This is a genomic window from Microbacterium sp. BF1 (genome assembly GCF_019279095.1).
Taxonomy (GTDB): domain Bacteria; phylum Actinomycetota; class Actinomycetes; order Actinomycetales; family Microbacteriaceae; genus Microbacterium; species Microbacterium maritypicum.
The window spans coordinates 1-3,138 of the sequence record NZ_JAGYWT010000288.1; the positions used below are offsets into that span (position 1 = coordinate 1).

At 68.3% G+C, this 3,138-nt stretch carries 3 protein-coding genes and 2 pseudogenes; 4 read left to right on the forward strand and 1 reads right to left on the reverse strand.

Going from position 1 to position 3,138, the window contains the following annotated elements; all coding sequences use genetic code 11:
* From KZA10_RS18030 to KZA10_RS10645, 4 genes and pseudogenes are all read left to right on the forward strand, one after another.
* Positions 1–123, forward strand: a pseudogene (locus tag KZA10_RS18030) (ABC transporter ATP-binding protein); the annotation flags it as partial.
* Positions 120–1,442: a permease gene (locus KZA10_RS10635; RefSeq protein ID WP_218682858.1), complete on the forward strand. Its 1,323-nt coding sequence runs from the start codon at positions 120–122 to the stop codon at positions 1,440–1,442. The pseudogene KZA10_RS18030 and the gene KZA10_RS10635, both read left to right, overlap by 4 nt.
* Positions 1,443–1,487: 45 nt before the next feature.
* Positions 1,488–2,012 carry a helix-turn-helix transcriptional regulator gene (locus KZA10_RS10640; RefSeq protein ID WP_229778840.1) on the forward strand — a complete coding sequence of 175 codons (525 nt, stop codon included), beginning with the start codon at positions 1,488–1,490 and terminating at the stop codon, positions 2,010–2,012.
* Complete coding sequence (locus KZA10_RS10645) at positions 2,009–2,869, forward strand: M23 family metallopeptidase (protein ID WP_218682860.1); 861 nt, start codon at positions 2,009–2,011, stop codon at positions 2,867–2,869. The genes KZA10_RS10640 and KZA10_RS10645 overlap by 4 nt, the downstream gene beginning before the upstream one ends.
* A gap of 5 nt (positions 2,870–2,874) precedes the next feature.
* Here the strand turns inward: KZA10_RS10645 and KZA10_RS10650 are convergent.
* Positions 2,875–3,018, reverse strand: a pseudogene (locus KZA10_RS10650) (zinc finger domain-containing protein); the annotation flags it as partial.
* Positions 3,019–3,138 lie beyond the last annotated feature (120 nt).

Here is a 3,138-nt window from a genome sequence, read left to right on the forward strand (position 1 = left end):
TCGACGACCGGGCAGGGACGCACACTCGTCGTGGTCACGCACGATCCCGACGTCGCCGCCCGCTGCACACGCACGGTCGCCGTGCGCGACGGACGCATCATCTCGTCGGCGGTGGCCGCATGAACCGCAACGTCCTCGCCCTCCTGCTGCGGCCTGCTCCCGGCCAGAACAGCGTCCTCGCGCTGCCGGTGGTCGCCTTCGCCGTGGTGACGATGCTGGTCCTCACGGTCATCGGGGGTGCGCAGTCCTTCTGGGGATGGACGGATGAGATCGCTCCCCTCTACCAGGCCCTCGCGGCCATCGCGCTGGTCCTGCTGGTGGTGCCGCTGATGTCCCTCGGTGGTGCGGCGGCCCGGCTCTCCGCACGTCGACGGGACGAGCGGCTCTCCACCCTCCGCCTGCTCGGAGTGTCACCGGCCGGAGTCACGATCGCCACCGTGGCGGAGTCGGTGCTCGTGGCTGCGGTCGGCGCTCTCGCCGGTGTCATCGGGCACGTCGCGATCAGCCCTCTCATCGGGCTGATCCCGTTCCGGGGCGAAGCACTCGGGTTCGCAGCCGTGGTCCTTCCGCCGCTGCAGACCGTGATCGTCGTCGCGGCCGTGCTCGCACTCGCAGCCACCAGTGCCGTCATCGGCCTTCGACGCGTCGTCATCTCGCCCTTGGGCGTGCGCACGCGCACGGATGTGCCACCGGTGCACTGGATTCGCGCCGTGATCGCCGCCGGTGCGATCGCAATCACCTTCGTGCTGATCAAGGTGTTCCCCTCGGTCGGCGGCCTGTTGATGACGATCGTCATCCTCGCCGGGCTGTTCGCAGCTGCGTTGGCGGTGCTGAATCTGGTCGGCCCGTGGGTGCTCAAAGTCTCAGCGGGACGCCAGCTGCGCCGCGCCGAACGTCCCGAGCGACTGCTCGCCGCGCGGATCGTGCTGGATTCTCCGAAGGCGGCCTGGCGTCAGGTCGGAGGCATCGCGATGGCGAGCTTCATGGCCGTGTTCGCCGGCACGGGAGTCGCCCTGCTGAACATGATGAGCACCGCCGACGCCGCCGCGTCCGACATCGCCCTCGCCGACGACATCCGCACCGGGCTCATCATCACACTCATCGGCTCGTTCCTGATGGTCGCGGCGTCGGTCGGGGTCAATCAGGCGTCCGATGTGCTCGACCAGCGCGACCTGCACCGCAGCCTGCACCACCTGGGCATGCCGACCGAGACCGTGGATCGGGCGCGTCGTCGCGCGATCATGTCGCCTCTGCTGGTCACGGCGATCGGGTCGGCGCTGGTCGCAGCCGTCCTGGTCTTCCCGCTCGTCGGGATCGCGCTCATCACGGCCCCACTCTCGCTGATGACCATCGCCGCCGTCGTATCGGTCGGGATCGGCGTGGTCTGGGCCACCACGTGGGCCACGCGCCCACTACTGCAGCGTTCCTTCCAGACCGTGTGAAAGCGACTCATGGTCGAATACTACGTAATGACGTATTATTCGACCGTGAGTGATGAGATCTCCCAGCTCCGCGAAGCACTACTTGCTCTGAGCGAGCGGGTGGCAGTGCTGGAGCAGACGCGCCACGTCTCACACAGCGCGCCCTTCGACGAGGGCGGTTTCTGGGCGTTGAACGGCTTGCAGGCGCGCCTCCCCGATGACGCCTCGACGACAGAGGGAGCGGTGATGCTCGTCGGCGCGCTGACGTTGCCGACGGGAGCACCGGTGTCCTGGCAGCAGACCGTGGGAACCGCAGGACAGCTGGAGGCCACGTGGGCGGAACGCGCATCCGTCTTCGCGGCGCTCGGACACCCTGTGCGCCTCGAGCTCCTTCGTCATATCGTCTCGGGAACCCACGCCACGTCGGAGCTCGCCGCCGTCGACGGCCTCGGGACGACCGGACAACTGCATCATCATCTGCGCCAGCTCGTGTCGGCAGGATGGGTGCGCCAGAGTGGGCGCGGCAGCTATGAGGTGCCGGCCGCACGCATCGTGCCCCTGCTCGCGTGCGTGCTCGGAGCAGAACGATGAGGCGCATCCTGCTCGCCCTCTACCGTGTGCGCGGGGCTCTCTACGGCGTCACCGCTCTCATCCTCGTCGCCATCGCCTTCACCAGTGGGATCAGCCTGGGCGATGGCGCTCGTCAGGCGAGGAGCATCGTCGCCGTCATCTCGGTCGGTGTGCTGGCCGTCTGCGTGCTTCTGGTCTTCATCGGGCCACGCCTGATTCCGACCAGAGAGGCCGTGGCGATCTCGGCTCCGGTGTCCGGGCGGTGGCTGAGCGTGAACAGTCCTGCGACCAAGGTTCCCAGCCACGGCATCCGTCTGTACGGACAGGCGTACGCCATCGATCTCGTGCACGAACCCGACGACACCGCCCGCCCGTCGTTCGGCAGCGGGTCCGCCATGCGGCCGGCGCGGGAGTACCCCGCCTTCGGCGAGCCGGTGTTCGCCATGATCGACGGCGTCGTCGTGCGCGCCACCGACTGGCGGCGCGACCATCGAGCCCGATCTAGCGGGTTGGCGATCGCCTACATGCTGATCGAGGGAGCGGTGCGCGAGCTCGGCGGACCCGGATTCATCTTGGGCAACCACGTGTCGATCCGTGGGGCGAACGGCGACTTCGCGACCGTGGCTCACCTGGAGCAGGGGTCCGTCGCCGTGAAGGTCGGTGAGACGGTACGCGCCGGGACCCGGATCGCACGTTGTGGGAACTCCGGAAACAGCAGTGAACCGCATGTCCACGCGCAGCTCATGGATAGAGCATCGCCGTGGACGGCTCAAGGCCTACCGATGCTGTTCGTCGACGTCGTCCTCGACGAGGGCGGTCCTCTCGCGGCTCTCCCCGGAACGGGGCAGCACATGATCGCCGCGGTCGCGCGCGGGTAGCCGCTCTACGTGCGCAGCCGCTGGCACCGCGGGCAGAAGTGCGAACCCCGGTTCATGAAGCTCTCGCGCACGATCGACGTGCCGCATCGAGGGCACGGCTTGCCCTGCTGCCCGTAGGCGTTGAGCGAGTGCGCGAAGTAGCCCTGGGCCGCCCCCTTCATTCGGTCCGGTCGCTGTGCGAGTCGTCGGTTTCCGATTGATGGGTGCATTGCCGAGCGTAGTCGACGGGTGCGAGGTAGCCGAGCGATGAATGCCGGCGGTCGTGGTTG